Here is a 22,349-nt window from a genome sequence, read left to right as displayed (position 1 = left end):
GCGAAAGGACAACAATGACAACACACGATACGACTTGCGCGTGGGCGATGAACCATCCGTTGGAACGTGAATATCACGATGCAGAATGGGGAAAGCCAGTACACGACGATCAAACGCTGTTTGAATTTCTGACTTTGGAAGGCGCGCAAGCCGGGCTGAGTTGGATCACCATTTTGCGTAAACGAGAAGGTTATCGACAGGCGTTTGAAAATTACGACATTGCCAAGTTAGCGCAATACGATGAATCGCATGTCGAAGCGATTATTGCGGGTTACGATGTGGTGAAACACCGTGGCAAAATCGCTTCGGTTTTTTCCAATGCGCGAGCCACGTTAGCACTGCAAGCGGAGTTCGGTTCGTTAGATGCCGCGCTCTGGCAGTTTGTGAACGGGCAGCCGCAAGTGAACCACTGGACGGAGATGAGTCAAGTACCGGTGTCGACCGAAGCGTCCAAAGCCATGAGCAAATTTCTGAAAAAACGTGGCTTTAAATTTGTGGGCGAAACGATCTGTTATTCGTTTATGCAAGCGATGGGATTGGTGAACGATCACTTGGACAATTGTCCGAAGAAATAGTGTGAACGATCGGCATTGAGAATCGACATTGAAAAAGGGAGCATTGCTCCCTTTTTTGCCTTCATCGGCGCTTGTTATCTCTGCGCCTGTTTCTGAAGCGGCTTATGCCGTCGCTTCATGTTCGAGAATTACGGCGTTGTAACGCGCCAGACCCGCTTCTAGATCCGCAATCAAATCGTTCACATCTTCCAGCCCAATGTGTAGGCGAATCAAGGTGCCTTCAAAGTTTGGATTAGCGATAGTACGTAAGCTGTTGAAGCTCTTGGGTTCGTTGGCCAGAATCAGGCTTTCGAAACCGCCCCATGAATAGCCCATGCTAAAGTGCTGCATGCCATCCAAGAGCGCCGTGGTCGCTTTGGGATAACTGCTTTTTAGCACAAATGAGAACAAGCCATTGCCGCCGGTGAAATCACGTTTGAAGATGTCGTGCCCCGGACAACTGGGCAGCGCGGGGTGGCGCACATGATCTACTTCTGGACGTTCTGCCAGCCACTGCGCCACTTTCAAACTGTTTTCAGCGTGCTGACGCAGGCGGACGTCCAGCGTGCGAATGCCACGCAGCCCCAAATAAGCGTCATCGGGTGAAACGCATTGGCCCATCAGGTAGCTCTGCTCACGCAGTTGGTCCCAGTATTTCTCACTGGCGACTGCGGTGCCCAACATCACATCTGAGTGACCCACGATGTATTTGGTTGCCGCTTGAATTGAAATGTCCACGCCATGTTCAAAGGGGGAGAAGTTCACGCCAGCGCCCCACGTGTTATCGAGCATCACAATGATGTCGTGTTCGTGAGCGATGCGTGCCAGCGTCGGAACATCTTGCACTTCCATGGTGATCGAGCCGGGTGATTCGGTGAACAACACTTTGGTGTTCGGCTGGATCAAAGCACGAATCTCTTCGCCAATCATCGGATCGTAATAGGTGGTCTCAACGCCGAATTTCTTCAGAATTTTGTCACAAAAATCGCGGGTGGGTTCATAACAGGTGTCTACCATCAATAGATGATCGCCGGATTCTACAAACGAAAGAATCGCGTTGCTGATGGCTGCTGTGCCGCAAGGGTAAAGCGCGCACCCTGCGCCGCCTTCGATGTCGACCATCGCATCTTGAAAGGCAAAATGAGTCGTGGTGCCGCGACGTCCGTAGAATAGAGTTTTGTTGGCGCGGTTAATGGTCGCGTGGTTTTTCTCTGCGACGGTATTAAATACGACGGTTGAAGCCCGTTGTACGGGCGGGTTGACCACGCCGTTCGTCCATTTTTTATTGCGGCCGGCGGTGATGAGTTTGGTCTTTTTGCCTTCTGACATTTGCGATCCTTGTCTGGAATTACGAATGTCCTATTTAAAACATGGAGCTGCATTTAAATGCAACCCCATGGCACAAAAAGATTAAAGAAGCGGGTTGAAAAGGTAGAACAGACGTTCTAAGAAGCGATGTCCCAGCGAGCGCGTCTCCCACGTCTCGTGATCAATGGCGCGGGATTGCTCGATATAGTTTTGCTGTTGCCAGTAAAGTTGTTGCGTGAACTCTTCGTCATCCACGGCCAACGTCACTTCAAAGTTGAGCCATAAACTGCGCATGTCGAGGTTGACCGTACCAACCAGACAGAATTGGCGATCAATGACCACCGATTTGGTGTGCAGCAGGCCGCCATGAAATTCATAAATTTTCACGCCCGCTTCCAGCAGTTCGCCATAGAAGGCGCGCGACGCCCATTGCACCATAAATGAATCGTTCTTTTGCGGAATGATCAGTTCAACATTGATGCCGCGTTGTGCGGTCATTTTTAGTGTGGCCAGCAAGTCGGCACTCGGGACGAAATATGGCGTGGTGATGCGTACTGAGGCATTGGCCTGATTGATGGCAAGGGTCAGCACCTGAGAAATCAGATTCTCTGGCATGCCAGGGCCGGAAGGCACAACTTGCACAGGGTGCTTGGGCATGCGTGGATCCAAACGGCATTCCGGCACGTTTGGCATTTGCCGCTCACCAGTTTCAAACTCCCAATCCCAACAATGGATGGCAGATAACACGTTCACCGACGGGCCGGTAATGCGCACCATAATATCAATCCACTGACCAACACCGGAATCTTGTTTGAAGTATGCCGGATCGACCAAGTTCATTGAGCCGGTGTAGGCAATGGTGTCGTCGATGACGATAATTTTGCGATGTTGGCGAAGGTCGAGACGACGCAGGAAAATACGCCACGGGCTCACTTCCAAGGCTTGAATCACCTGAATGCCCGCATCTTGCATCATGCTGTACCAGTGGCTACGAAAGAACCTCGGGCTGCCTGCTGAATCGAGCAGCAGTTTGACGTCGACGCCGCGCTTCGACGCTTGGATCAGCGCAGAAGCCACGGAATCGGCAAGGCCGCCCGGGTGCCAGATGTAAAACACCATGCGGATGCTGTGCTGCGCTTGTTCTATGTCTTCAATAATGGAATGCAGAATTTCGTTGGGCGAGTTTTGCAGTGACAGCGTGTTGCCGCTTAGTGCGGGAATGCCCATGCGATGGTTACACAGTTCATCAATTTTATAGATGTGCGCGCCCACGCCTTCCAGTGTGTGGGCTTGGCAATCGTTCAGTGAACGGAACCATGTTCCAAACGGCTTAAACATTTCCTTGGCACGTTCAGCGCGCTTGCGGCCTAAATTGAGTTCGCCAATGAGGAAATAACAAATCACGCCGACAATGGGCAGGATGTAGATCACCATCAACCAGGCCAGGGAAACACTCACCGCGCGTCGTTTTAATACGACACGAAGCGTGACCCCTGCGACCAAGAACCAATATATCGCGATGCCCGCGAGCGTTAAGAAGTGATAAATCTTATCCATGCGTCAACTTTTGTGAAAAACGTCTTCTGGGATAGTAAAGCGAAAGCATAAGGGAAGAAAGGAAACGACCGAAAATAATATGAAACAAATGCCACAGATTAGTTGCTAATTGTGTATCAAGGCAGAGAGAAGTAATGGTGGAGAGCTTAAAAAAACAACAGATAATCTATAAAAGGGCAGGTATAGACGCAAAATAGACTGTTCGGGCTTCCAATTTTATTCTTAAACTGGTCTACTTGCTACACCTCTGATGTGAGTCGGATTTTTTGTGGTTGTACATTTTATTTTACACCCGTATTTGGCCACACTCAGCACAACAAATTAGATTGGTAGTAAGTAGCATGGCGAGTAGTTCACGCGGTCAATTCACTTCACGATTTGGCTTCATTATGGCAGCAGCGGGTTCCGCTGTAGGTCTTGGTAACGTTTGGGGATTCCCAACACAGGCAGCAAGTAACGGCGGCGCGGTCTTTTTGATTGTGTACCTTTTGATGGTGTTCCTGTTGGCATTTCCCATGCTGGTTGCGGAACTGACCATTGGTCGTTACGGTCAATCCAACCCAATTCGTTCGTTTAATGCGGCATGGCCAAAAGGCAAAGCGGGCGCAATTCTGCTCGGCGTGATTGGCATGATTGTCGTGTCGCTCATTCTCAGCTTTTACGCGATCGTGGCCGGCTGGTTGGTCGGCTCATTCTTTAACAGCGGTTTGGATCTGTTTGGCCTCGATAGCGCAGGTCACTGGCTGACCACTTTTGGCACGGAACGTAACCTTGTGCTGATGATTGCCTTTATGGCACTCACCATGTTCGTGGTGCGCAACGGTGTGGCGAACGGGATTGAGAAGTGGTCAACACGTTTGATGCCTTTGCTGTTCGTACTGTTTGGTCTGCTGACGATTTATATCTTCACGCAGGACGGCGCATGGGAAGGTCTGAAAATGTATCTGGTTCCAGACATCTCTCACTTCACGCCAAAACTGGTGGTGAGCGCGATGGGTCAGGCTTTCTTCTCGCTGTCTCTGGGTGTGTGTGTGATGACCACGTACGGTTCTTACCTGAAGAAAGACACCAACTTGCCAAAAACAGCAGCGCAAGTGGCGCTGATTGATACCGGCGTTGCGTTCATTGCGGGTCTGATGGTGTTGCCAGCGATGTTTGTGGCGAAACACAACGGCGTGCAGATTTTCTCGGACACGGGTGAGCTGCTGAACTCTGATACCTTGGTATTTACGGTTCTGCCGGCCATGTTTGATACCATGGGTGTGATGGGCGCGGTGATTGGCTTGGTGTTCTTCCTGTTGATGATCATTGCTGCGTTAACTTCATCTATCTCGATGCTGGAAGTGCCGGTGGCGTGTGCGACGGAAGAATTGAAGCAGAGTCGTACGACCGCGGTGCTCTGGATCGGTGGTCTGGTGACCATCGTGTCTGCGGTCATCGTGATGAACTTTTCAAGCTTGTTTGGCTTGGTGATTCAGTTCACCACCGTTTACTCACAGCCAATTATTGCACTGTTGATTACCCTGCTGGTGGGTTGGATTTGGAACCGTAACCAGATTCTGAATGAACTGAAACAGGGCTACCCAGAGATTGAAAACAGCTGGTTCTGGAAAGTTTGGCCAATCTACGTACGCCTTGTTTGTCCAGTACTGATGCTGTTGGTGTTCTTCGCGTAAACACGACAAGATTGAAATGAAAGCCACTCGGGGAAACCCAGTGGCTTTTTTGTTTTCTATTCCGAATCTTGTTTTATAGACCGAACTTGGTTTTACACACCGAATGCGCGCCGATTCGAAGTGCTTGCGCTTCTTTTTATTAAATGATAGCTATTATCATTAAATAGTAATAAGGCTTTCATGAGACGTTAAGGAGTCTGACATGACACGAGAATTTCGGATCGAAAAAGACAGTATGGGCGAAGTACGAGTTCCCCAAGATGCCCTGTATCAGGCGCAAACGCAGCGCGCGGTGGATAACTTTGCCATCAGCCGTTACACCATGCCGCAGCCGTTTGTTCAGGCGCTGGCGTACATTAAGCAAGCTGCGGCGGTGACCAATGCGCAGTTAGGACTGCTGGAAGGGGACATTGCAGCGGCGATCGATGAAGCGGCGCAAAGTATCATTGATGGTCAGTATCTCGACCAGTTTCCCATCGATGTGTTCCAAACGGGTTCTGGCACCAGCTCGAATATGAACGCCAATGAAGTGATTGCGACGCTGGCCTCTCAACATTTGCGTAGTACGGTGAGTCCAAACGATCACGTTAACATGGGGCAAAGCAGCAACGATGTGGTGCCCACCGCCATTCAGGTGAGCTGCACGCTGGAAGTGGAGCAGCGCTTATTGCCTGCACTGGCACATCTCAGTACGCAACTGGCCGCAAAAAAACAGAGTTTAGCGAACGTGGTGAAAACCGGACGTACACACTTGATGGATGCCATGCCGATGACCTTTGAGCAAGAGCTGGGGGGATGGCAGGCGCAGATCGACCATGCGAGACACAACATCATCCACGCCATGACCGCTGTGAAAGCGCTCGCGCAAGGCGGCACAGCCGTGGGGACGGGGATCAATGCTGATCCACGTTTCGCTGCAGCGTTTGCGGATAATTTATCGCAGGCCACGCGTCTATCGTTTGTGCCAAGTGAGAACTTCTTTTTTAACCTCAGCAGTCAGGATGCGATTGTCGCGTTGTCTGGCCAATTGAAAACCACGGCGGTGGCGATGATGAAAATCGCCAACGATCTGCGCTGGATGAATTCAGGCCCGCTAGCGGGTATTGGCGACATTGAATTGCCAGCATTGCAACCGGGTAGCTCCATCATGCCGGGGAAAGTCAACCCGGTGATCCCGGAAGCGGCCGCGATGGCGTGCGCACAGGTCATCGGCAATGACACCACCATCACCGTGGCTGGGCAGGCGGGGAATTTCCAGCTCAACGTGATGTTACCCGTGATTGCGCATAACATTCTGGAGAGCATTGAGCTGCTCGCCAACAGCGCTATTGCGTTGGCGGATAAAGCGATCGCGGGATTCATCGTCCGCGAGGATCATATCAATATTGCGCTGGGCAAGAATCCGATTCTGGTCACTGCGCTCAATCCGGTGATTGGTTATCTCAAAGCGGCAGAAATTGCCAAACAAGCCTACAAAGAAGGTCGGCCAATTATCGATGTTGCAGCGGAGAAAACGTCGCTGACTCGCCAAGAGCTCGAACACTTGCTTGACCCGGCGACGCTCGCCAAAGGTGGCATTGTCGAGTAACCGCAGCGGCTCAAATGTGGCTCTGACGATGGGCAGCGAAAAGCGCCCCCCGAATCGAGCCACGTTTGACGCGACTGATCTTCACCGCTTTCACGCGAGCCATTTCACGCTATCAATGCGTTACGCTACAAAATGGCGAATTGACCAGCAACCGAAACGGTTTGAACACGCTTTCAGCGCCCAGCGGTGGATGCATGGCTGACCTTTCACGCCAATTGAGTATAATGAGCGTCCATTTTTGCGAGGTCGTATGTTCGATATACTCTTAACCCACCCTGATTTTCTGCTGATCAACAAGCACCCCAATGTGTCCGTCCATAAAGACGATGGCGACACCATGTTGCTGCAGGAAGTGGCGAAACAAAGCGGTGATGCACAGCTGTATTTGGTGCACCGATTAGACAAAATGACGTCGGGCATTTTGCTGCTCGCGCGCAATGCCAAAGCCGCCAGAGAGTTGTCGAAAGGCTTTGCTGAGCGTCAGGTTGAAAAGTTCTATTTGGCGCTGGGCAGCAAAAAGCCGAAAAAGAAGCAGGGCCTGATTAGCGGCGATATGGAACGTTCACGTCGTGCGTCGTGGAAGCTGTTGACCTCACAAACCAATCCGGCAGTCACGCAGTTTTTCTCTTTGGCTGCCGAGCCGGGCGAGCGTCTGTTTCTGTGTAAACCGTGCACGGGTAAAACACATCAGATCCGTGTAGCGCTTAAATCTGTTGGCTCCGGTATTGTCGGTGATCCGATCTACAATGCGGGAAATCAGGCCGACCGTGGTTATTTGCACGCGTTTGCGCTGCGCTTTTCGTATGCAGGTGACACGTACCAGTGGGTATGCGATCCGCGCCATCAACCGGCGTTGGGTGAAAAATGGAATAGTGATATTGTCAGTCAGGGCATTGAATCCTGGCTAGAACCCTGGTCACTTAGTTGGCCCTCAGTGAAAAAGTAAACATAGCTATGCAAGCATCTGCTTTATCTCAATTCTTTTCTGAAATGACGGCACAACTGGCGCAAGCGCCCAATGAAGTGCGTCGCCTGTTTCATGGTCGCGGCCAACGCTGGGAAGGTTTAGAGCACCTGACATGTGATTGGTTGCAAGGGCAACTGATTGTCAGCGTGTTCAAAGAGGTCGACGAGGCCTTTTTGACCCAACTGACCGACGGTTTACAGCAATTGGCGGTTTCCCCGTTGTGGGCTGAGAAAAACGGTCAGTGCATCGTATTGCAACACCGCTATGCCGATGGTGCACCATCAGAAGTGCTGGTGGGCGAGCTCAACGCGCGCCCGGTGGTAGAAGAGAACGGTTTGAAGTTCCAACTCGATATCGGCCGAAACCAGAACTTTGGTCTGTTTCTGGACATGCGTTTGGGACGTGACTGGGTGCGTGAACACGCGGCGCACAAAAATGTGCTGAACTTGTTTGCTTACACGTGCGGCTTTTCAGTGGCTGCGATTGCCGGTGGCGCAGACCACGTGGTGAACGTCGACATGGCCAAAGCCTCGTTGTCGAAAGGGCGTGAGAACCATCTTCTGAACGATCACAACGTCAACCAAGTGAGTTTTCTGGGACATGACATCTTTAAATCTTGGGGCAAAATCAAGAAAGCGGGCCCATACGATTTGATCATCATCGACCCACCATCGTTCCAAAAAGGCAGTTTTGCACTGACCAAAGATTACGCCAGAATTTTACGTCGTTTGCCGGATTTGTTGGCGCCGCAAGGTGAGGTGTTGGCGTGTGTGAACTCACCCATGGTCACCAGTGAATTTTTGATTGATGGCATGAAAGCGGAAGCGCCAGCGCTGAACTTCCAATATCGTTTGGACAATCCGCCAGAATTTGCCGATATCGACAACGAATCAGCATTGAAAGCGTTGGTGTTCAGTTAAATCATCGACGTTTCGAATTCATCGCTAGGATTGAAGACGCAAAAAAGCCACGTAGTCACGTGGCTTTTTTTGTCTGCTGAAAACAGATGCTGAAGGCAGATGTTTAGGACAGATGCAACTGCTCAATCAGTGTTGCCAGTCGCGTGCGATCCTCGCCTTGAACCGACATGAGCGGCAATGGCAGGCAAGGCGTGTCGACCAAATTTAACAGCTCGGCACCTGCCGCGATGCAGCGCAGGCTGCCATTGTGACGGCCAAACATCGCCCACAAATCCTGCAAACGGCGGGAGAGCTGTTGCGCCTGGGCATGATTTCCAGATTGCGCAGCGCGGGTCAGTTCCAGCGCGGTGTTGGGAAACAGGCCGCCCATGACGGAATACCACACATCGCAGCCCGCACTCAGGCCTGTTGCCGCAAAGGCATCGCCACTGACGCCGATGGATACATGGCTTGGAATCAGCGCGCGCAAACGTTCGACGCGCGCTTTGGCCTCTTCTGGGGCGCTGGGCACGCCGGGAATCTTAATCGAGGCGATGTTAGGCAGCTCGGCAATCTGACCATGCAGTTCATCACTGAAGTGAAAGTGAGTGGTTCCCGGATTGTCATAGACGCATAGGGGAACCGAAATCGCTTCGGCCACAGCTTTAAAATGTGCGAACACTTCCGCATCGCTCAGTTTCTGATAAGACATCGGTGCCAGTAACAGCCCGCTGGCGCCAGCTTTTTGTGCGTCGTCTGCAAGGTTCAATACATCTTTGGTTCTCAGTGCGCCAATGCCGATGATGACTGGCGTGTTTCCCGCATGCTCAACAGCAATCTTGGCCACACGCGTGCGTTCTTCACGCGTCAGATAGGCATAACTGCCGGTTGACCCGAGGGCGCCAATTGAATCGACACCTGCGGTGGTCAGACGCTCAATCAGGCCGACGAACGCGGCCTCATCAATGCGCGTTTCATTCATGGGGGTGAGCGGGAACGCGCTCAATCCTGAGAACATAAAGGAACTCCTTGTCGTATGGTCATTGTTTATGAAGGCTGGCTTTCTGCCTGATGCAGCGTGTGATAGCCCGAATAGATGCGGGTCAGCGTGGTAAACCAACAGGCTGCGCCAAACAGATACGCAATTAGGCTAAAGTGCTGCGGTAGCAAGCAAATGAGCACGAAGCAGCCGATGGTTTCACTCCCTTCGGTCAGCCCGCTCATGTAATACAGCGATTTATGTTGATAGATCGGATTTTGAATGCCGCGTTTGCTCGCCATGACCGCGAATGCGAGAAAGCTACTACCGGTGCCGATGAACGAAAAGATGAGAAATGCACCGGCCACGGCGTTCGTTTCTGGGTTAGCAACCACAAAACCGAACGGGATCAGCGAGTAAAACAGAAAATCGAGGCTGATGTCGAGAAAGCCGCCAGCGTCGGTTAAGCCTTGAATGCGCGCCAGCGCGCCATCGAGGCCATCACATAGGCGGTTGATCGCAATCAGCAGTAAGGCGAGTAGGTATTGCTCCAATGCCAGTGCTGGAAACGCCAGGCAGCCCATGGCAAACCCAAACAGCGTCACTTGGTTGGCGCTGACGCCAATGGCATCAAGCACGTCGGCCGATTTTGACAGCGGCCAGCGAATGACGGGAATCACGTAACGGTCAAGCATGAGAAACCTCCGTAGGCCAGTGAATAATACGTCCGCCTGGTGGCGCGTCGTCTTCATCGTGGGTGACCATTAACGTGGGGACACCCGCCTGAGCCAGTTGGCTGAACACCCAGTCACGAAACTGGCTGCGCAGCGATTTATCGAGCTTATTGAAGGGTTCATCCAATAAGGCCAGTTTGGGGCGCGCAAGAAGCATGCGGATCAAACTGATGCGCGCCCGTTGCCCACCAGAAATTTGATCGGGAAACGAATCGGCCAGTTCAGTCAGCGTGATTTGCTTGAGTGCCGTCAGCGCTGCGGTTTTTCGCGCCGCACCTTTGACCGTGTTGGGAAGGGCAAACGCGAGGTTTTCCCACACGGTCAAATGTGGAAACAACAAGTCATCTTGAAACAGCATGCCAACATGGCGTTGATGCGCTGCGATGCTACTCAGTGCATTGCCTTCTAATCTCATCTCGCCGCTGTGAGTAAATTCCGCATGAAGATGCCCGGCGATGGCGCTGAGCAGCGTGGATTTCCCACACCCACTCGGCCCCATTAACGTGACGATTTCCCCAGCATGGATGGCTAGGTTAAATCCCGTCAATAATGAATCGCCGTTGGTTTTACGGATGGTGAGGTTTTCGAGGCAGAAGGTCATGCAAAATCACTTGTGGTTGAACGCTGCGGTGGCGTCGAATTTGAACTCGACTTATCACGACCGCAAGGGAGAAGAAAATAAACGGCAACAAGGCTTGCCAAAGGGCATAAATGGCCATCACGCGGCGGTCATACCCACTGGATAATGCAACCGCTTCGGTGGTGATGGTCGCAATGCGCCCGCCGCCCAGCATCAAGGTCGGCAGGTACTGCGCCAAACTGACGCTGATGCCAACTGCCCACGCATACAGTAAGCCCGGCAGTAACATCGGTACTTTGATCTGCCAGAACAACTGCCAAGGCGTTTTACCCAGGCTGAGGGCGACGCGAGTGTAATTCGGGTTGTAACTTTTCCACGGCCCATCCAACGCCAAATAAACCAATGGGAAGGCAAAAAAGACATGCGACCAGATCACCCACAACGTGTAATGTTCGGCTGCGATAAAGAGCGTTGCGATTTGCAACCCAAATAGCAGCGAGATTTGCGGCAGCAACATCGGCAATACGATCACCCACGCAGGCAGTGCGAGGCGGGAGCGGGTGCGAAACTCGTGAGCAATCACGCCCAGAAGTAGCGCCAATGTGCCGCTGAGAAGTGCAATCCACAAACTCTGCGACAGTGTGGGCAGCATGTTCGGCCATTCGCTGAGCCAAAACCGGTCGCTGAATTGGCGTGGCCATAGGCTTGGAAACCGCCACCGCTGGGCAACACTCCACACCAGCATGAGCGGAAAGATGATCGCCGCGCAGCTCAGCACAAGCGTCATCACCGATTTCCCCGGCAGTGACATGCCATGCCGACCGCTGGAGAGCCAGCCACGGAAAACGCGCAGAATGAGCGCTTCGATAAGCACGACCAACAATAACATTAGACCCGCCAAACCCAATAAGACGACGGCACCGGCAGCAGCACGGGGCAACTGGTTTAAATCCGGATCGCTAAACCATTGCCAGACCAGAACGGCAAAGGTCGGTGGTGTTGTCGGGCCGAGGATCAAACTGACGTCGACCACCGACACGGAATAGGCGATGACAGCAAACAAGGCAAAGCGCATTTTGCGTAGCCATTGAGGCAGCACGAGTTTCCACCAACTCTGCATTGGCGAATAGCCGAGTGACGCACCACTGGTGAGTAGGGTTTGCACATGGAGTTGTTGTAAAACGGGAATACTCATCAGCAGCAAAAATGGGGTTTCTTTCAATGCCAGAGCAAGTGTTAGGCCGAATGCATGGGGATCGTGCACCAGCCAGGCTGAATCTTGGGTTGAGACTTGATAATCAAACAGCGCAACAAATGCGCGTGCCATCATGCCGGTGGGTGCAAAGAGAAACGCAAACCCAATTGCAAACGCAACGTGCGGCAGCGCCAATAACCCCGACAAACAGTGCTCGACCCAATGCCAGCGTTGACGACTCCAGAGCGACATCAACACCGCGAAGCTGAGCAGCAGGGCGCCATACGTGCTGAGCAGCGCGGACCCGGCTGAAAGTAGCAGCGACTGACCAACGCCTGTCCAGCGCCACACGTCCGCAAATCCTGCAATCGAAAACTCGTGCAAACCCACCGCAGGAATGTAACCCAGTGACGAGAGCATCACGCCCATCATGCCCGGCAGGATGGGCGTAATGCCAATGAGCAGCAGGAAGCAATAACCGAAACGAATCATGGCAAACTCAACGGGTTATTTGGCCGCGCCATAACGTGTTTGCCATGCCGCTTCGAGCGCGGTTTGCCAGCTTGGATGCGGTTCGGCAATTGATTTGAACAGTTTGGTGTTCGCCGCAGAACCGGTTAAGACGTCGTTTCTCAGCACCGATGGATCGCCCCACACATTCATGTCGCCCTTGCGTGATTGCGCCTCAGGACTCATTAGGAAATTAATGGCAACCAGCGCGCCTTCTTTGGCGGTGGCGTTCCATGGAATCGCCAGGAAGTGAATATTCGACAGCGCGCCTGCTTGCATCGCGTGACTACGCGTGGTTTTGGCCAGCTTGCCAGACGCTTGTGCAGAATAGACCGCGTTCGGGTTAAACGTTAGCGCCAAATCGATTTGGTCATCATCCAATAATTGAATCATTTCAGACGAGCCAGATGGAAACTGTTTTCCCGCGCGCCATGCGACTGCATGCAATTCGTCGAGGTAGTGCCACAACGGCGCTGTAATCAGTGCAAAGGATTGGGCGTCAACCGGTTTGGACAATGCCGCATCGTTGTTAGTCAGCTCAATCAACAGCGCCTTTAAAAAGCTGGTGCCGTGAAACTCAGGTGGGCGAGGGTAGGTGATCCGATTGGGAAATGCTTTGGCGTAACTCAGCAGTTCAGCAAACGATTGTGGGGGATTGTTGAGCTTTTGATGATCATAAATAAACACCAACTGGCCGACACCCCACGGCGCTTCTAGCCCATCGGTAGGCTCTGAAAAGTCACTGTCGATGGGCAACGATGCGTTGATGTATTGCCAGTTGGGTAAAGTCTCGACAAACGGCCCGTATAGTAGGTCGTTGTTTTTCATCGATTTAAAGTTTTCACCGTTGATCCACATTAGATCGACGCTGCCCCCGCTCTCTTTGCCTGCGGCCTTTTCGGCAATCAGTCGCGTCACGGTTTCTGCGGTGTCGGTGATTTTGACTTGCTTGAGCTCGACACCGTATTGCGTTTTCAACTGCTCACCCGCCCAACGGATGTACTGATTGATCTCTTGGCTTCCGCCCCAAGCGTGAAAATAGACTGTTTGCCCACGGGCTTTGTCACTGATGTCTTGCCAAGATTGAGCAGATGCCGACAGAGAAAGTACGCAGGCACTAAAAAGGGTAAGCAGCTTTTTCATAATTGTCCTTTGAGATCGCTGATATCGGTTCGTATAAGGCTAGAGACCGGAACAGGTAGCGGTTTCATTCATTATGTATGAAAAAAGCCAAAAGATCTGATTCATAAGGAAAATGATTGGCAGAAATACGCAAAAGGCAGCCGATGGGCTGCCTTTGAATAGAATCGATTACTTGGTGGGGATTAGTTTACCCAGTCACGCAACGTAAATGTGAGCGTGTGAACATCGTTTTTCAGCGTCAACGCGTCTTTGGTGAGCGTTACGTCGTTCCAATCCATCAAAGATTGAGATACCGCTTGTTCCGTATCCATCACGTCGCCAATACACATCTTCATGGTCATGCCCATTTTTTCAATGCGCAGGCGGTTGTCTTTCAGCTCTGCTTGACCAAAGAAGTTGTTGCAGCCAGCGTTACCGCTTGCCATCATTTTTTCACCAATCTCAAGGCGAGGTGCATCGTAGTGTTCATTTTTTACGATGTCTTGGCCATCAATTTGAGTCAACTGCCAGTTATGATGTTGCAGATCCGCTGCGGTAATTTGCACATCGTCACCATTGCTTGCACAAGCCGCTAACAGAACAGGCATAGCCATTGCGGCAAGTAATGATTTTGAACTAAGCTTCATAGGATTCACTCCAAATGTGGAAAACGCGCTCAGTATAGTCAATAAACCCAGCATCATGTCAGCATAAGGTCATAGTTTAATATGCAACATGATGTAAAAATAAATGGAATTGTTATTGATAACAGTGGCTTATATTTCATGGTGCGCGGAGAGTGATTCGCAGTCGTGCCCCAAGTCGGATGGAAGGACAATCGCGTATTCATGGAACAACTCGAGTTTTTTCAAGTCCCAAGCCCATGTGTTGGCATTTGCACGGTGGATGAAAAAGGTTACTGCCGTGGCTGTATGCGTAAGAGGGAAGAGCGCTTTCGCTGGTTAGAGATGACGCCGGCGGAGCAGTTGCATGTGATTAAGTTATGTCGCCAGCGCTATTACCGAAAACGCATGGCCGAGCGAAAAGGTGCTGAACCTGCTGCGGAACCAAGCAGCCCGCAACAAGAGCTGTTTTAACGCTTAGGCTAGGACTCTGGATGCACTAGCCTAAACATCATTCATCGCGGCTTATGACTTTAAACCCCAGTTGTCATCGACCCAGCCGCCTGCGTGCTCATCAAAGTGCACACCGCTGAAATTCCGTTTCGCTTCTGATTGAGGTTTAGCTTTCTTGGTGTCCGAGAGCATCGTTCGAATGTAGTTCGCCATTGGGTCAATACAGTCCGATTGCTTTCGAGTAGCAACCTCTTTGATCATTTGAAGACGAAAACTAGGGCTAGCGCGTTTCATTGGGGACCTCCACTTTATTATGACGACTAGTTTAAAAAGTTAGATCTTGGTCACTAATTCGTCAATAGGAGGCTTGCCATATATTTTCTAATGCATTTTGGTGCTCAATTAAACAGCAATCCCAGCCATTGACTGGGATGATGTATTAGATGGCGATGATTCGTTTGCCGCGATAAAAGGACAAAATTGCATCGCACACTGGTGTCAGTCGAGGGACTTTTTAAAGCGCATCGAAGCAAAAAACAGACCAAAGAGGGTGAAAACACCAAGCCACAGCGTGTCTTTCCAGAGATCCATCAAATCAGCGCCGCGCAGCACAATCCCGCGAATCAAGCGCATGAAGTGCGTGGCTGGCAACACTTCGGCAATCCACTGCGCCACCACGGGCATGCCTTCATACGGAAACATAAAACCCGACAGCAGAATTGAAGGCAACAGAATAAACACCGTCATCTGCATCGCTTGCAGTTGGGTTGACGCAACGGTGGAGATCATCAAACCCAGCGTCAAACTGGCAGAAATAAACAACAAGGTGCCAAACAGAATCTGACTCAGTGAACCGTTAATCGGCACATCGAAAATGGCGTGCCCCAATCCGAGAATTATGAACACTTGAATCAGCCCGACAAAGATATAAGGCACGATTTTGGCGATCATCAACTCAATCGAATGCACTGGCGTGGTGATCAGCAGTTCAAGGTTTCCCCGTTCCCGTTCGCGAACGATGGCCGCGCTGGTAAACAAGATCATCGTCATGGTCAGAATCACGCCCAGCAAACCGGGCACAATATTGACGGCCGCTCGTCGGCTCGGGTTGTAGAACAGAGTGACTTCAAACGTTGGTGTCGCGGCGGGTTTGATGTCGAAATCGAAGTCTTGCAGCGGCATATTTTTTAGCCCCGAAATCGCGCTGGTGATCATGGTGTCGGAGCCGTCCACAATCCACTGACCCAATTCGCGCCCATCTTGCACACGTCGGGTGAGGTCTTTGGGCAGAATCAACGCCGCGCGCACCTCGCCTTTGGCAATGGCTTGTTCCGCCTCGGCGGGTGTGGTGTAAGCATGAGTCAAGTCAACCACTTGGCTGACTTTGATCGATTCTGTCAGCAAGCGGCCAAACGTCGACTGGCTTTGATCAACCACGGCAACCGGAATGTTGCGCACATCGGTGTTGATGGCAAACCCAAACAGAATGAGCTGAATGAGTGGAATCATCACCACCATGCCGAAGGTAATACGGTCGCGGGACAGCTGACGAAACTCTTTCACCATCACCGCTTTGATACGATAGAGAGAATTCATTGGCGGCCTTTTCCTGTCACGGTCACGAACACATCTTCCAAACTGGGGCGTGCAATCGCCATTTCCGCATGCGCTAATTCGGGCACGGTTTGGCGCAGCCACGCAATCGGGTCTTGCACCTGACGATGGATCAACACACGCAGGCGAATGCCCAGTTGCGCGGCGGAGCGAACTTCCGGTTTGGTGAGCAACATTTCTTTGAGCTTGCGCAGATGAGGCGCTTTTACTTCTACCACCGTCACGCCCATCTGTTGCATCAGTTTTTCGGGTTCATCGTCGGCGCGAATCTCGCCCGCTTCCATGATCGCAAGTCGATGGCAGCGCTCGGCTTCGTCCATGTAGTGCGTGGTAACCAAAATGGTGGTGCCTTGCGAAGAGAGATCGAACAGCTGTTCCCAAAATTCGCGCCGATTTTCCGGATCGACTGCGGAGGTGGGTTCATCCAAAAACAGCAATTCAGGACGGTGCATGGTGGCCGCCGCTAAGCCTAAACGCTGCTTTTGGCCGCCGCTCATACCGCCCACGCGTTGTTTGCGGCGTTCATCCAGCCCGTAGGTTTTCAGTTGTTCGTTGGTTCTGGCACTGAGTGCTTTGCGGTTCATGCCAAAAATCTGGCCGATGAATTGCAGGTTCTCCTGAACGCTCAGGTCGTCATAGAGCGAAAATTTTTGCGTCATGTAACCAATCTTCAGCCGCAATGCTTCCGATTGACGTGGAATGTCGAGCCCCAACACGTTGACGTGGCCTTCGGTGGGGCTCAACAGCCCAGTGAGGACGCGAATGGTGGTGGATTTGCCACAGCCGTTTGGGCCAAGAAAACCGTAAATGCTGCCTTTGGGCACACGAAGATTAATGCCTTCAATGGCGGTGAAATCACCGAATTTTTTCATCACGTCTTGAGCGTGAATGGCAAGATCGCTCATACCCACTCCTACGGTAAATCCACTTGGGCTGGAATGCCCGATGGCAACGATTGAGCCGACACGGGTAAATCGACTTCCGCAAGGTACATCAGGCGCGCGCGTTCGTTTTCGGTGAGGGCGTAATAGGGCGTGAACGAGGGTTCATTCGCGACCCAGCGTACGCTGCCTTGAAAGTCTTCGGCAACGCCATCGACATGCACGGTCACGTTTTTGCCGGCGGTCCATTGTGCGCGAAAACGCTCTGGAACGTACACGCGCGCGTAAGGCACGCTGTCGGCCTGTACCACGGCCACGATGCTGCCGACGGAAACCCGTTCGCCCAAGTTATACGGCAGGTTGTCGAGAATACCGTTGCGGGTGGCGACCACGGTCAGCTCACTCAATTTCTGTTGCTGCAACGTCACATTGGCTTCGGCCGCCGCAAGTTCAGCTTTGGCTTGTTCGATCTCTTCAACACGCGCACCTGCGGTGAGTTTGGCAAACTCCTCTTTGGCGGAATCGAGTTCAGCGCGTGCAGAATCACGCACTGAGACGGCGCTGTCTTTTTCCGACTGACTGATCAAGCGTTTGGAGACCAGTTCCGAGATGCGGCGAAAGTTCTTCTCCGCTTCAGTGAGTTGCGCAGTTGCTCGTGAGACGCGAGCTTGTGCCACAGCAATGTCTTCCGGGCGTTCACCATTGGTGAGTTTGGCCAGCGACGCGGCGGCTTTGGCTCGCTGCGCAATGGCTTGTGCGAGCATAGCTTGCTGCGTGGCGTCATCCAATTGAACCAATACATCGCCCACTTGGACTTCGCTGCCTTCTTTGACGGGCAGTTGGCGAATGATTTCGTTACTGGTCGCTGAGAGCGTCACGCGGTCGCGTTCCAGCGTTCCCAACGCTTGATTGTCGTTGTCTGGGCTGCAACCGGAGAGCAGCAGAATGAAAAGCGACAGCGTTAAACCTCGTTTCATGATCTGCTCCTTAGAAAAATAGTTATGGGGCACAAAGTGCAAAGGGATTCGTTTCATCGTTACAACAAGTTTATGTTAGATAAGCCATTTGTCGCATTCATTATTGGCGAACTCTGTGAATTACCAAACCAGATTTATTCATCAAAAACGTGTTGTTGTGGAATAGCGAGAAGCGGGAGCGAAGGATGAAGCGAAGAGAGGGAGCGGTTTCGGCGTGTTAAAACGTGAAACGGCCCACCGAGTGAGCCGTTTGAGCAGGGGATTAGCGCGTCAGGCTGAACACCAGCGCGGAGACGGCCAATACACCGACGAATAGCACAAAGTAAGTGCTCAACCGTTGCTTGTAGGGGTGCAGGGCTTTCACGCGGTACACCGCAATCATCGGCATGATAAACAGAATCATCGCAATCACGGGGCCAGAGAGCGCCTCCATCATACCAAGAATGCTTGGGTTCATGACGGCAGCAAACCAGATGGCGACAAACATAAACGCGATGCCTACTTTATCGGCGGTGCGAGCGGATAAGCGTGTGTGCTTGGTGATTAGACCATTGAGGCTTTCACGCGCACCCAAGAAATGACCGAGGAATGAGGAGGTGATCGCCACAAACGCCACCAAAGGCCCCAAGGTGGCAATGAATGGGTTGTGCGTCGCGTTCGCCAGGTAAGACAACACCGATACGTTTTGTGCTTTGGCTTCAATCAACTGCTGTGGGGACAAGGCCAGCACGCATGAGAAGACAAACAGCAGCACGAACGCAATCAACATGATGCTGGTGCGTTTGAGAATTTGCTCTGATTTGCTCACCGCGTCTGCTTTGTAGTGACGACGTTGAATGTTGGCAAAACTGGAAATGGCCGCGGCATGGCTAAAGGAAAACACCACCACTGGCACCGCAAGCCACACGGTTTGTGTGAAATCGCTCAGCGGTGGCAGTGCCAACGAGGGCATGGTCCAGTAAGGCACGAGATAAAACGACAGCGCCGCAAGAATGGCCGCCAGTGGATACACCATCGCCGCAAACGCGCGCAGCATGATCTTTTCGCCGCCCAGCATAATGGCGATCAGGCTAAACACCAACACGCCCGACAGGAGTTCGCGCGGTGGCGGACTCATCTGCGCTTGGTTGACGAGAAAACTATCCACGGTGTTGGTGAGCCCGACACCATAAATCAGCAAAATCGGAAAAATCGACAAGAAGTAGAGTAGGGAGATTAAACGGCCCGCTTTGGCGCCAAAGTGTTCTTCTACAACGTCGGTAAAATCGGCATCGGCCCGCTCAGAAGAGAGAACGAAACGCGCCAGTCCGCGGTGTGCCAGAAAGGTCATAGGAAAAGCCAGCACGGCCATGAGCACCAACGGCCAAAAACCACCGAGACCAATGTTGATTGGAAGGAAAAGAATGCCGGCGCCGACGGCGGTTCCGAACAGGCTCAGTAGCCAGTGTGTGTCGTGTTTATTCCAGGAGGATGTCGTTTTAGAAACACTAAAATCCAAAACGTCTTGAGATTCTTTCACTGAATGGAAGTCCATATAAGAATAATAATGTTGAGAATCCTACTCCTTTTAGTTGATGTGATCATATTGTGATGCTGGTCATATCTACTGGCGCAAAGGCGATGTGCTAATGTTTGAAACTATGAATTTTTTATAAAACCAGCATATAGTTCTGATTTTTGAAGTCTAAACTAGAATTTAAATCTAAAAAATAACTATTTTTCAGATTGTCTGAGATGTTAACGCGTTGTGTCGTGAGAAGTTGATTGTTCTGTCGCCACGCTTTTCTAACGTGCAGAAATAAAAGCAATTTTACCTATGGAGTTGTTGTGCAATTTGCCGCACAATCGTGTTCTGCCTCATTTACAATTATAACAATTCACCATGTTTGCTAACCTGCGCGCCGAAATCATTCTCGTCTTGACCACACTGCTTGCCGCAGCTGGGTGGGTATTCTCTAAACAAGCCATTCAGGGGCTGCCTCCATTTGGCTTTATCGGGTTACGATTCGTGACCGCGTCACTTATTCTTTTGCCGTTCTGCCTGCCAGCGCTGCGCAGGGCGTCACTGGGCGATATTCTGCGTTCAATGGGGGTCGGCGTTTTTCTCGGCGGTTCGATCTTCTGTTGGATTTACGCCATCGCCATCAGTGACACACTCGGCGAAGGGGCCTTCATCATGAGCTTGTCGATGCTGTTTGTGCCGCTGGTGGCTTGGCCACTGTTTGGCAATAAACCGAGCCGCGCGTTCTGGACATCCTTGCCTATCGCGATTGTGGGGCTATTTTTGTTGGCATGGAACGGTGAATGGCGTATTGCCGCTAGTCAGTTGTGGTTTTTGCTTGCTGCAGTTGGTTTGGCGATGCATTTCAATTTCAACAGTCAATATTCAGCCAAGCTGCCACCGATGTTGCTGACCACGTTGCAGCTGTTTACCACAGGTTGCTTGGGGTTGCTGCTCTCTTACGCGGTTGAAGATTGGCCGCAGGTGGTGAGCGGCGAAACCTGGAAATGGTTTGGCCTGAGCGTGCTGCTGGCGACCAGTTTGCGTTATCTGATGCAAACCGTCGGACAAAAGCACGCGAACCCAACCAACGCCGCAATCTTGATGCTGCTTGAACCGGTGTGGACGATGTTGCTCAGCGTTTGGATTTACAGTGAATCCATGCCGCTGAACAAAATCGTGGGTTGTGTACTGCTGCTGAGCTCGCTGTTGCTGTATCGCATCAGCAACTTGCGACGCTAATGGCTGAAAGGTATTGCCCATAACGGTATGACGCCGCTGTCACATCCGATGGGCTTATGATCCCCACACTTGATGTTCAATTTCTTTGAGGAAGCGAATCTTCGCCCATTGTTCCTCGGCGGTTAGTTTGTTGCCCTCTTCAGTCGAGGCAAATCCACATTGCGGGCTGATGCACAGGTTCTCCAGCGGCACGTAGCGTGTGGCTTCGTGGATGCGAGCTTTGATCTGCTCGGCCTGTTCTAATTCAGGAAACTTCGAGGTGATTAAGCCAAGGACAATCTGGCTGTTGGTGTTTGACCAATGGCGCAGCGGGGCGAAATCGCCTGAACGTTCAGAGTCGTATTCCAAAAAGAAACCATCATAGTGCGTGGCGAACAGGGCTTCGGCGACCGGTTCATAGCCACCGGAAAACAGCCAAGACGAGGCATGGTTTCCGCGGCAAATGTGCGTCGTTACAATCAGATCGTTTGGTTTATCGCGCAGGGCATCATTAATGATGCGCGTGCAGATCTGCGCTATCTCATCGGGATTGATACCTTTTGCTTCTAGGCTCTTACGCTTGTCGGTATCAATCAGAAATGCCCAGTTGGTATCGTCGAACTGTAAGTAACGGCAGCCATGCGCGTAGAACGCTTGAATCGCATCACGGTAGGTTTGTGCGAGGTCTTGATAAAACAATGCCAGATCAGGGTAGATGTCATGAATGCGTGACGACCCATCGTTGGCCAGAATCTCTTGGCGCAAAATCATCGTTGGGCTTGGAATTGTCGCTTTGGCCAAGTTGCCTTCATCGTCACCAACGGCTTTGAGCAGAAAGTCGAAATGTGCGAGAAAGGGATGCTCAGGATTGAACGCGATTCGTGAGGTCGCGCGAATGTTATAAGCGGGCGCGGCTTTGCCATGAAAGGTTTGGTTGTAACCAGCATCAGGCGTGTAGCCTTCAATCCCATGCAAGTTTTCTAGAAAATCGATGTGCCAGAAACCTCGGCGGAATTCGCCATCGGTGATCGCCTGAATGCCCGCCGCTTTTTGTTGTTCAACTAGGTCTAGAATTGCTCGATCTTCAATTTGGGTGAGTTGTGTGCGGTCGATCTTCCCTTGAGCGAAATCACGGCGTGCCTGATGGAGAAAAGCCGGGCGCAGATAACTGCCGACGGTGTCAGTGCGAAAAGGGGGACGTGAAGCCATGATGGTTACCTCTAGTGTGTCGTATCAATGAGACTAGATTAATGGATGGCTAGACGTCTTGTTAATCCGTTTTTGTTCATGCGCACCATGAAATAAATTCACCTTGCGGCACGAAGGGGATGCATATTTGGAAAATGGTAGTGTGTTTCTAAAGAGATGAATGTCATGCCATTTAATGACGAAGTCTGAAATTGGCGGTGG

21 protein-coding genes are annotated in these 22,349 nt (G+C 51.7%); 7 read left to right on the top strand and 14 right to left on the bottom strand.

Translation table 11 applies throughout. The features are described 5' to 3' along the window. Positions 1–14 precede the first annotated feature (14 nt). The gene (locus tag ACS18Q_RS08335) at positions 15–575 is read left to right on the top strand and encodes a DNA-3-methyladenine glycosylase I (RefSeq protein ID WP_004725529.1); all 561 of its coding nucleotides are present in this window, start codon (positions 15–17) and stop codon (positions 573–575) included. Between the two features lie 102 nt (positions 576–677). Here the strand turns inward: ACS18Q_RS08335 and ACS18Q_RS08330 are convergent, their stop codons facing one another. Next, a complete protein-coding gene (locus ACS18Q_RS08330) occupies positions 678–1,883 on the bottom strand; it encodes a cystathionine beta-lyase (RefSeq protein WP_154181258.1) in 1,206 nt (401 codons plus the stop codon). Positions 1,884–1,964: 81 nt separating this feature from the next. Then, a complete protein-coding gene (gene cls, locus ACS18Q_RS08325) occupies positions 1,965–3,419 on the bottom strand; it encodes a cardiolipin synthase (RefSeq protein ID WP_014204933.1) in 1,455 nt (484 codons plus the stop codon). A gap of 341 nt (positions 3,420–3,760) precedes the next feature. Between cls and ACS18Q_RS08320 the strand changes: the two genes are divergently transcribed. From ACS18Q_RS08320 to ACS18Q_RS08305, 4 genes are all read left to right on the top strand, one after another. Next, positions 3,761–5,095 carry a sodium-dependent transporter gene (locus ACS18Q_RS08320; RefSeq protein ID WP_014204934.1) on the top strand — a complete coding sequence of 445 codons (1,335 nt, stop codon included), beginning with the start codon at positions 3,761–3,763 and terminating at the stop codon, positions 5,093–5,095. A gap of 202 nt (positions 5,096–5,297) precedes the next feature. Further along, the gene (locus ACS18Q_RS08315) at positions 5,298–6,683 is read left to right on the top strand and encodes a class II fumarate hydratase (RefSeq protein WP_441256912.1); all 1,386 of its coding nucleotides are present in this window, start codon (positions 5,298–5,300) and stop codon (positions 6,681–6,683) included. Between the two features lie 250 nt (positions 6,684–6,933). Then, complete coding sequence (locus tag ACS18Q_RS08310; RefSeq protein ID WP_441256911.1) at positions 6,934–7,629, top strand: TIGR01621 family pseudouridine synthase; 696 nt, start codon at positions 6,934–6,936, stop codon at positions 7,627–7,629. An 8-nt stretch (positions 7,630–7,637) separates the two neighbouring features. After that, positions 7,638–8,570, top strand: a complete 933-nt coding sequence (locus ACS18Q_RS08305) for a class I SAM-dependent methyltransferase (protein ID WP_154181256.1) — start codon at positions 7,638–7,640, stop codon at positions 8,568–8,570. Between the two features lie 103 nt (positions 8,571–8,673). On the opposite strand, the gene ACS18Q_RS08300 is transcribed toward ACS18Q_RS08305, so the two are convergent. From ACS18Q_RS08300 to ACS18Q_RS08275, 6 genes are all read right to left on the bottom strand, one after another. After that, positions 8,674–9,567, bottom strand: a complete 894-nt coding sequence (locus tag ACS18Q_RS08300; RefSeq protein WP_441256910.1) for a dihydrodipicolinate synthase family protein — start codon at positions 9,565–9,567, stop codon at positions 8,674–8,676. 29 nt (positions 9,568–9,596) lie between these two features. Beyond that, positions 9,597–10,223, bottom strand: coding sequence for a CDP-alcohol phosphatidyltransferase family protein (locus ACS18Q_RS08295; protein ID WP_441256909.1), 627 nt, complete (start codon positions 10,221–10,223; stop codon positions 9,597–9,599). Then, entirely contained in the window at positions 10,216–10,863 is a 648-nt protein-coding gene (locus tag ACS18Q_RS08290; RefSeq protein WP_441256908.1) for an ATP-binding cassette domain-containing protein, read from the bottom strand. Before ACS18Q_RS08290 ends, ACS18Q_RS08295 begins: the two co-directional genes overlap by 8 nt. Next, positions 10,829–12,529 carry an ABC transporter permease gene (locus tag ACS18Q_RS08285; RefSeq protein WP_441256907.1) on the bottom strand — a complete coding sequence of 567 codons (1,701 nt, stop codon included), beginning with the start codon at positions 12,527–12,529 and terminating at the stop codon, positions 10,829–10,831. Before ACS18Q_RS08285 ends, ACS18Q_RS08290 begins: the two co-directional genes overlap by 35 nt. A 15-nt stretch (positions 12,530–12,544) precedes the next feature. Next, on the bottom strand, positions 12,545–13,690 hold the full coding sequence (locus ACS18Q_RS08280) for an ABC transporter substrate-binding protein (protein WP_441256906.1): 1,146 nt from the start codon (positions 13,688–13,690) through the stop codon (positions 12,545–12,547). A gap of 182 nt (positions 13,691–13,872) precedes the next feature. After that, a complete protein-coding gene (locus tag ACS18Q_RS08275) occupies positions 13,873–14,316 on the bottom strand; it encodes an META domain-containing protein (RefSeq protein WP_014204943.1) in 444 nt (147 codons plus the stop codon). A gap of 201 nt (positions 14,317–14,517) precedes the next feature. Between ACS18Q_RS08275 and ACS18Q_RS08270 the strand changes: the two genes are divergently transcribed. Then, on the top strand, positions 14,518–14,766 hold the full coding sequence (locus tag ACS18Q_RS08270; RefSeq protein ID WP_004725555.1) for a DUF1289 domain-containing protein: 249 nt from the start codon (positions 14,518–14,520) through the stop codon (positions 14,764–14,766). Between the two features lie 51 nt (positions 14,767–14,817). On the opposite strand, the gene ACS18Q_RS08265 is transcribed toward ACS18Q_RS08270, so the two are convergent. The 5 genes from ACS18Q_RS08265 to ACS18Q_RS08245 form a co-directional block, all read right to left on the bottom strand. After that, positions 14,818–15,039 carry a hypothetical protein gene (locus ACS18Q_RS08265; protein WP_038151051.1) on the bottom strand — a complete coding sequence of 74 codons (222 nt, stop codon included), beginning with the start codon at positions 15,037–15,039 and terminating at the stop codon, positions 14,818–14,820. A gap of 204 nt (positions 15,040–15,243) precedes the next feature. Beyond that, positions 15,244–16,341, bottom strand: a complete 1,098-nt coding sequence (locus ACS18Q_RS08260; protein WP_004725559.1) for an ABC transporter permease — start codon at positions 16,339–16,341, stop codon at positions 15,244–15,246. After that, on the bottom strand, positions 16,338–17,264 hold the full coding sequence (locus ACS18Q_RS08255) for an ABC transporter ATP-binding protein (RefSeq protein ID WP_004725560.1): 927 nt from the start codon (positions 17,262–17,264) through the stop codon (positions 16,338–16,340). Before ACS18Q_RS08255 ends, ACS18Q_RS08260 begins: the two co-directional genes overlap by 4 nt. 8 nt (positions 17,265–17,272) lie before the next feature. After that, positions 17,273–18,217 (bottom strand): HlyD family secretion protein, encoded by a 945-nt coding sequence (locus ACS18Q_RS08250; protein WP_392440416.1) that lies wholly within the window; start codon positions 18,215–18,217, stop codon positions 17,273–17,275. Between the two features lie 262 nt (positions 18,218–18,479). Then, the gene (locus tag ACS18Q_RS08245; protein WP_055466251.1) at positions 18,480–19,736 is read right to left on the bottom strand and encodes an aromatic amino acid transport family protein; all 1,257 of its coding nucleotides are present in this window, start codon (positions 19,734–19,736) and stop codon (positions 18,480–18,482) included. A 363-nt stretch (positions 19,737–20,099) separates the two neighbouring features. On the opposite strand from ACS18Q_RS08245, the gene ACS18Q_RS08240 reads away from it, so the two are divergent. Then, the gene (locus tag ACS18Q_RS08240) at positions 20,100–20,960 is read left to right on the top strand and encodes a DMT family transporter (protein WP_441256905.1); all 861 of its coding nucleotides are present in this window, start codon (positions 20,100–20,102) and stop codon (positions 20,958–20,960) included. A 54-nt stretch (positions 20,961–21,014) separates the two neighbouring features. Here ACS18Q_RS08240 and ACS18Q_RS08235 read toward each other — a convergent pair whose 3' ends face one another. Further along, on the bottom strand, positions 21,015–22,148 hold the full coding sequence (locus ACS18Q_RS08235; RefSeq protein WP_441256904.1) for a 5-methyltetrahydropteroyltriglutamate--homocysteine S-methyltransferase: 1,134 nt from the start codon (positions 22,146–22,148) through the stop codon (positions 21,015–21,017). Positions 22,149–22,349: the final 201 nt, after the last annotated feature.

It is taken from the genome of Vibrio sp. Vf1514, from assembly GCF_052076135.1.
GTDB classification, from domain to species: domain Bacteria; phylum Pseudomonadota; class Gammaproteobacteria; order Enterobacterales; family Vibrionaceae; genus Vibrio; species Vibrio furnissii.
This window is presented reverse-complemented; position numbering and strand designations above follow the sequence as displayed.